Annotated in this window: 6 protein-coding genes; all 6 read right to left on the bottom strand. The window is 63.7% G+C overall.

Annotated features, from left to right (window positions below; all coding sequences use genetic code 11):
* Window positions 1–151: 151 nt before the first annotated feature.
* Window positions 152–1,411 (bottom strand): ABC transporter permease, encoded by a 1,260-nt coding sequence (locus IT350_20170; protein ID MCC6160380.1) that lies wholly within the window; start codon window positions 1,409–1,411, stop codon window positions 152–154.
* Window positions 1,408–2,625 (bottom strand): ABC transporter permease, encoded by a 1,218-nt coding sequence (locus IT350_20165; GenBank protein ID MCC6160379.1) that lies wholly within the window; start codon window positions 2,623–2,625, stop codon window positions 1,408–1,410. Before IT350_20165 ends, IT350_20170 begins: the two co-directional genes overlap by 4 nt.
* A 16-nt stretch (window positions 2,626–2,641) precedes the next feature.
* The gene (locus IT350_20160) at window positions 2,642–3,334 is read right to left on the bottom strand and encodes an ABC transporter ATP-binding protein (GenBank protein MCC6160378.1); all 693 of its coding nucleotides are present in this window, start codon (window positions 3,332–3,334) and stop codon (window positions 2,642–2,644) included.
* Window positions 3,331–4,563, bottom strand: a complete 1,233-nt coding sequence (locus IT350_20155) for an efflux RND transporter periplasmic adaptor subunit (GenBank protein ID MCC6160377.1) — start codon at window positions 4,561–4,563, stop codon at window positions 3,331–3,333. Before IT350_20155 ends, IT350_20160 begins: the two co-directional genes overlap by 4 nt.
* A 26-nt stretch (window positions 4,564–4,589) precedes the next feature.
* On the bottom strand, window positions 4,590–5,078 hold the full coding sequence (locus IT350_20150; protein MCC6160376.1) for a hypothetical protein: 489 nt from the start codon (window positions 5,076–5,078) through the stop codon (window positions 4,590–4,592).
* Window positions 5,079–5,222: 144 nt separating this feature from the next.
* Window positions 5,223–7,898, bottom strand: a 2,676-nt coding sequence (locus tag IT350_20145; protein ID MCC6160375.1) for a hypothetical protein, incomplete at its 5' end; no start/stop codon positions are given.

The raw sequence follows: 7,898 nt of genomic DNA, 5'->3' as shown, positions 1-7,898 counted from the left end.
GTGAAGTCGGGCGCGGGTTCGTCCGCGCGAAGGTGAACCGTCATGCGATCCTTTCGCGCCGTCGACCGATGCCGGTCGCGGGAGTCCGTGTGTACCGCATCGCCGCCGCGCGAACAAGATCGACGCGGTGTAAAAAGTCCGCGCCCGGCCGTCACTCGTAACGCAGCGCTTCGATGGGATTCAGCGCGGCGGCGCGGCGGGCCGGAACGACGCCAAAGATGATGCCGACGAGGATCGAGAATCCGAGCGCGAGCGACACGGCGAATCCGGTGATCTCGACGGGCAGGGCGTCGGTGACGCTCGTGACGACGGTCAGTCCGCCGACGGCGATGAGCACGCCGATGATGCCGCCCAGCAGCGAGAGCGCCGACGCCTCGATCAGGAACTGGCGCGAGATGTCGCGCGGGCGCGCGCCCAGCGCCTTGCGCACGCCGATCTCCCGCGTGCGCTCCTTCACCGAGACGAGCATGATGTTCATGATGCCGACGCCGCCGACGAGCAGCGAGATGCCGGCGATGCCGATGGCGGCGGCGAAGATCGCGCCGGTCATGTTCGCCCAGGCGCGGGTAATCGACTCGCGGGTTTCGAGCTCGAACGTGTCTTCGTCGGTGAGTTTGAGCTTGTGACGCACCCGCATGAGCGCGCGGACCTCGTCGATCGCCGTGTTGATCGAAACGCCGGGCCGCGCCTTGATTGCGATCTCCATATTGTCGTCGAGCTCGCGCGACTTGAGCAGCGTCGGGAGGGGCAGGGCGATCAGCTTGTCCTGGCTCTGGCCGAAGACCGAACCCCGACGCTCCAGAACGCCGATCACGCGAAGCCGGTGCGTGCCGACGCGCACGAACCGTCCGATGGGGCTGCCGTAGGGGAAGATGCGCTCCACGACGTCGGTGCCGAGGATCGCCACGTTGCGTGGGCTCACGTCTTCGAGGGTCGAGAAATTCCTGCCTTCCTGCACGTAGATGCCGCCGATCTCGGGGTACGTGCTCGTCGCGCCGACGAGCATGACGTCGGGATCGGTCTTCTCATTCCCCGCGCGAACGACCTCGTTGAAATAGACGACCGTCGGCGAAACCATCTCGACCGACGAACAGCCGGCCATGATCGCCTTAACGTCATCCATGTCGAGGTTCGGACGTTTGTGAAATTTGTGCCAGTCGAAACTGATCTGGATCGACGGGTATTTTTTCAGAAAGAACGACGACGCTCCGATGCGATTGAGCTCGGTCGTCATGATGTTGTCGATGCCCTTGACGATGCTCATCATCGCAATGACCGTCGCCACGCCGATGATGATACCCAGGCACGTGAGCACCGAGCGCATCTTGTTCGCGCGAACGGCGTCGAAGGCCATCTTCACGGCCTCCCACAGCGCCCGCATGCGCCGGATGCGCTCGGAAACCGCCATCACTCGTACCTCAGGCTGACGATGGGATCACGCGTCGCCGCGCGTCGGGCGGGGTACGCCCCGAAGACGATGCCGACCGTGGCCGAAAATCCGAGACCCAGACCCACCGACCACCACTCGACGCGCGCCGGCACCGGGCTGACGGCGTTGACGATCCACGAAATCGCGAACCCCGCCGCGACGCCGATGATGCCGCCGAGAATCGACAGCAGGATCGCCTCGATGAGGAACTGCACGAGGATATTGGAGCGCCGCGCGCCGACGGCCTTGCGGATGCCGATCTCCTTCGTGCGTTCGGTGACGGACACCAGCATGATATTCATGATGCCGATGCCGCCGACGATGAGCGAGATCGTCGCCACGCCGAACATGGCCGCGTAGAGGCCGCCGGTGAGCTTGTCGTACAGCTCGCGCAGCGTATCGACCTGATTGATGGCGAAGTTGTCGGGCTCGCCGAATGGGATGTGGCGCGCGCGCCGCATGATGGAACGCAGTTCGTCGATGGCGCTTTGCGGCTGCTCGGGATTCTTCGGGCGTACCACGATGGTCAGGCTGCGCTGGCGGCCGAAGTTTTTCATGAACGCCTCGATCGGCATGATGACGATGCGGTCGAGATTCATGTCGAAAAAGTCGCCGCGTTTTTCGAGTACGCCCACGACCTGGAACTTCCGCCCGCCGACCTGAATGGACTTGCCCACCGGCGCTTCCTGCCGAAACAGTCGCTCGGCAAGCTCCCAGCCGATGACGGCGACGTTGCGCGCTCCGCGATGGTCGATCTGCGTGAGGTATCGTCCCGACGCGGGAAAGACGCCGCGGATCTCGCCGTATCCCTCTCCCGCACCGGAGACAAACGTGTCCTCGGCTTTGCGGCTCTTGTACTTCACTTTGCGCACGGTGCTGAGAACCGGGCTCGCTTTGTCGGACTTCGTCATCCCGGCCTGCACCGCATGCAGTTCCCGGTCGCCGATGTCCTTCCACTTTCGCGTCAGCGACCAGTCGTTCGACGCCCAGTGCCACTTCTGGATGTAGAGCACGTTGCTGCCGATGGACGACAGCTCGCGCGAAAACGCCTTGTTGAGCCCGGTGATGACCGCGATGATCGCGATGACCGTGGTGATGCCGATGACGATGCCGAGCGTGGTGAGCAGGCTGCGAAGCTTGTTCGAGCGCAGCGACGAGAGCGCCATGCGCAGGCTTTCGAAGAGAAAGTACACCACGGCGGCGCTCCGGCGCTCAGGTCTTGCCCGAACCGGGGCGATCCGATTCGATGCGGCCGTCGCGCAGGCGCACGATGCGATGGGCGTACTCGGCGATGTCCTCCTCGTGCGTGACCAGGATGATCGTGTTGCCGTCGGCGTGGAGCTTCCCAAACAGGCGCATGATGTCCACGCTGGTGCGCGTGTCGAGGTTGCCGGTCGGTTCGTCGGCGAGCAGGATCGAGGGTCGGTTGATGAGCGCACGCGCGACGGCCACGCGCTGGCGCTCGCCGCCCGACAACTCGTTGGGCTTGTGGTGCCCGCGCTCGGCGAGCCCCACCGACTCGAGCGCGGCCATCGACAGGGCGTGGCGCTCGGCGGCCGGCACGCCCTTGTAGATGAGCGGCAATTCGACATTGGCCCGCGCCGACTGGCGCGGCAGCAGATTGAATGTCTGAAAGACGAAGCCGATCTTGCGATTTCGAGCGTCGGCGAGCTGGTCGTCATTCATGCCCGCGACCTGCTCGCCGTCGAGCACGTACTGCCCGCCCGTCGGCGTGTCGAGGCACCCGAAGATGTTCATCAGCGTGGACTTGCCCGAGCCCGACGGACCCATCACGGCGACGTATTCACCTGCGTCGATCGACACATTCACGTCGAACAGGACCTGGAGTTTCTGCGTCCCCAGGTCATAGGTTTTCTGCAAGTCGATGCACTGAAGAAGGCTCATGACGCCTGGTCGTCCTCGGTGGGCGCGGTTTCCTCGCCGATCTCCAGCAGGTCGCCTTCCTTGAGGTCCTTGTTGAGCGTCTTGTACGGACCGCACACGAGTTCGGCGCCTTCATCAAGCCCGGTCTTGATCTCGATGTCGAACTCGGAGCTGATGCCGGTTTCGATCACGGTCATTTTCGAACGACCGTCCTCGACCTTGTACGCGACATCCTTGAGCTTGTCGGCCTGCACCTGCCCGACCGGCTTTTTGGGATCGGCGGTCGGGTCGCGCATGGTCACGCACTGGATCGGCACCGCCAGCGCGCCCGTGCGCGTGTCGGTGACAACATTGGCGGTGGCGCTCATGCCCGATCGCAGCAGCGAGACGTCATCGCGGATCGTGACGGTGACGTCGAAGTTCGTTGTCTCTTCCTGCGTGCCGAGGGCGGTGGTCTTCGCCGAATGGCCGATCATCGTGACCTCGCCCTTGAACTTGCGGTCCGGAAACGCGTCGACCTCGACCTCGGCCGTCTGACCGAGCTGGATCGCGGGCACGTCGTTTTCGTCCACCTCGACCTTGACCTCCATCGCCGAGACATCGGCCACGGTCATGATGACGTCGCGCGTGAATTGGGAGCCGATGGCGATCTCGCCGACTTTTTTGTTGAGGGCAATCACGACGCCGTCGAGCGGCGAGGTGAGCGTGGTCTTGCGCAGGTCGTCGCCGGCTTGGCGCAGCCCCGCGCCGGCCTGCCGCGCCTGATCCTCCGCGGTGCGCATCGTCGCTTCCTGCACCTGAAGCGTCGTGCGCGCGCGTTCGAGCTCCGTGGCCGACACCAAGTCCTTCGTCGCGAGTTGTTCGAGCCGTTTGAGATCGCGCTCGGATTGGTCGAGGTTTGCCCGTGCAAGGGCCACTTGGGATTCCGCCGCGCGCTTGGCGGCGGAGAGCTGGTCGCGGCTCGCCTGATATCGCGTGGAATCGAGTTCGACGAGCAGTTCGCCGCGTTTCACGGCCTGCCCTTCGATGACCGGGATGCGGGTGATCTCCCCCGAGACGTAGGCCGACAGATCGACCTTGACGACGGGTTGAATCTTGCCCGAGGCCGAGACGGTCTGGACGATGTCCTTGCGTTCGACCTTTTTCGTATTGACGCTGACTTTGGGCTCGGAAACCGCCGACACGACGATCAACGCGACGATGCCGGCGACCACGAGGCCGAGGACGATCCACAGGATTTTTCGTTTCAAAGCGGGCTCCGCGGCGAGCCGGTCCCTCAGGGCTCGGGCGTAGGTTCGGCCGCCGTTCCGAACTCGCTGTACTCGCCTTTTTCAAAAACGACTTCCCGGATGTCCTTGATCTTCACCGTCACCTCGCCGAGCGAGGTGAGCCCCTGGCACACGCCGAAGGATTTCACCCGGATTTCGTAGTTCGTCTCATCCCACATGGTCAGCTCGGCGGTCTTGTATCGGTTGTCCAGATCCTTGATGCGGACCGTGTGAATACGCGCGAAGGGGACTTCGATCTTGGTGCTTCCGCGATAACCGGTGATCTTGGTCGAACCGCCGCACGAGACGAGTTCGGCCTCGGACACTTCGCCCTTGATATCGACGATTTTCGCATGGAAATTCTTGCGGGGTTTCGGAAACTTCGCCGGGGTGCCGCCCATGTCGCCCATCCCCAGGGCGCTCGCCGCGAAAACGCAGATCAAGATCGGGATGAGCGCGGCTCCAAAGCGGAGTCGAGTGCGGATTCGGGTGCGCATGAAACCCTCACGAAGGAGTGGGCGACGAGCGCAAAAAAGCTACGCGATGCCCCGTTGGCCTGTCAAGGAAAGTTTGGCCGCGAGCCATTTGCGCCGTGGCGTGCTTTCGCGCTTCGTCGCGGCGCCGGCGCGCGCCGCGACGCATCAGCCGTAGCACGTGCGGTTGATGATGATCTTCTTCAGATCGTCAGACAGATGGTTGAAGTACGCGCAATAACCGGCGACGCGCACCAGAAGGTACGGGTACTTCTCGGGGTGATCGTAGGCGTCCAACAGGATCTCCCGGCTGATCACGTTGGGCTGGAACTGCATGCCGCCCTTCATGAAGTACGTGCGGAAAATCGCCGCCAGGTTGCGGACCCCCGCCGGCCCCTGGAACAGCGCCGCGTCGATGGTGAAGGTGACCGTGGTGCCGTTCGGCGCGTACTCGGCGAAATCGACGCCGGCGACGCTGTTGAGCGACGACAGCAGGTCCGCCGCCTGCATTCCGTAGTGCGGCGCCACGCTGTTGGCAAGGGGAACGCCCGCAAGGCGCCCCGAAGGAAGCGACGGCGTTTTCTTTCCGTATACGTCGTTCACGTTCAGGGCGTAATAACCGGCCGCATAGATGCCGTCGCGCGGGCAGTTGGGGACCTGTTTCAGCGCGTTTTTGTAAATCTCCAACGTCGTGTTGACCCAACGCACCGCCTCAGTCGACTGGTCGTCGCCGAACTTGGGCACGGCCAGCAACGCCTCGCGGATACGCGGGCGGTCGCCACCGACAAAATCATGGTCGATCGCGTCGATCACCTTTTCCAGCGTGAATTGCTTCCGGCGGAACACGACCTGGTCGAGCGCGTGCAGCGAGTCCGCCGCGTCGGTGATGCCCACGGCCTGTATGCCGCTGCTGTTGTGCCGCGCGCCGCCTTCGTTCAGATCCTTGCCCCTCTCGACGCACCCCCGCGACAGTGACGACGACAGCGGAACCGCAAACTGCTCGCGCAGGAGCTGCTCGATCCGTTGGTGATCGCTCAGGATCGATGTGGCTATTACGTTCAGGCGCGTTTGAAAGCGAGCGAGCAACTCGTCCATGTTCTTCGGCGGATCGAGCTTCGGAGCCCGCGCCTTTTGGTACGCCGCGCGCGCGCGCGAATACCGATCGAATACCCACCGAGCCCTTTCACCGCCGTCGCGGAAATGGTGCTCCATGAACTTGGTGGCGATTTTTTCGAGCTGGTCGGCATGGCCGAAATTCCACAGGTCGCGCTCGTCCCCCCGTAGCGCCTGAAGCAGCGGCAACGTCACGTTCATGTTGGCGCAGTCGGTGTTGCCGTAGTGGTCGTCCGATGCGTTGGGCTCGACGCACCCGATGATCGCGTAGTTTCGCGCGTCCTCGGGGGTCGTGTCATAGTGGCGTTGCAGCGTGTCCACGTAGATGTCGTCGTTGTACAGCGCAGGCATCGGCGCGCCGTTGATATACACCTCGGCCAACCGATTCAGGTATTCGGGCGGACTGCCCGGGTGGATGCGGGCGGTCATGTTGACGGCGTAGGGCTGGAGTTCGCAGATGTCGAGCAGGGCGTAGGTGAGATCGTTGGTCGCGTCCTTCCCGTCCTTGCCGAGGCCCCCCGCGGTCACCGTCTGGTCGGTGGACATGGTCTCGAACAGGCGACCGATCCGCATGTACGTGTTGCCGTCGTTGGCCAGGACAGCCTCGTCGAGTTTCAGGATGAACAGCGCCAGCAGCTCGCGAGCCTGTTCGTAGGTGATGACGCCGGCGGATTTGTCGCGCTCGTAGTAGGGATTGAGGATCTGGTCGAGGCGGCCGGGCGAGACGGCGTTTTCGTAGGACTCGATGCACAGCGCGATGTGCAGAAACATCATGCTTTGGATCGCTTCGCGGTACGTCCGCGCCGGATGGACCGGCACGTGGCGGCACGCGGCGGCCATCTGCTCCAGCTCGCCGCGCCGGACCGGATCACCCTCGGCGCGCGACAGGCGGTCCAGTTCGTCGGCGTAGCGGCGGGCGAAGGTTTCGAGAGCGTGGAGGGCGATGATCGCCCCGTCGTAAAAATCCTGATTGTTCGCGGGGTGTTCCTCCTTCGCGGCCTCGATCTCCCGGATGATCCCGCTGGTGCCCAGTTGCAGCACGCGCTCGTAATTCACCACGAAGTGCGCGATGCCCGACAGGTTGTTGTTGAAACCGGTACTCATCTCGGAGATGCGGGCGAACGCGAGTCGGAAATCGCCGAGCGACCGATAATTCTGCCGGACGAGCCCGTGTTTCAACCAGAACGGCAGCACCTCGCGATAGAACCGGAGCCGGTCTTCGCGCGAGCACCGGAACGCCACCGGCTGCTGCCGGTTTAGCTTGTGCAGAATCGTCCCGAACAACGCGCCGGAGTATTCCTCCCACACCAGCGCGCCGCGCCGCTTGGACGTGAAATTGCCGACGATCAGCTCGTCGGGCCAGATCGTCACCTTCTTGCGTTCCAGCACGTACGCCAGCCGCCGCGCCCGGTGGATCGGAGTCGGCTCGGCGAAGCCGTTTCTTTTGTAGAACTCGGTTTTCAGGAAGGCGACTTCGAAGCAGAAGTTGTAGCCGTCGGCGCGGATCGCGTTTTGAATGTCGTACACGCGCGCGGGAAACTCGGCGTGGTGCCGCGCGGCGTCCAGATCGAGGCAATGCGCGCGCACGCCGTGCTTCGCAAAGGTCTTCACCGCTTCGCTCACTGCGGCGACGGCCTGCTCGTTGGTGATGGAGAGCGCCGGGCACTCCAACCCGAGGCGCCGAGCCTTGTCCACGTACATGTCGTGATACTTGAGCAGCTCGATCTCGTG

Source organism: Deltaproteobacteria bacterium, assembly GCA_020845895.1.
Classification (GTDB): domain Bacteria; phylum Lernaellota; class Lernaellaia; order JACKCT01; family JACKCT01; genus JADLEX01.
This window is presented reverse-complemented; position numbering and strand designations above follow the sequence as displayed.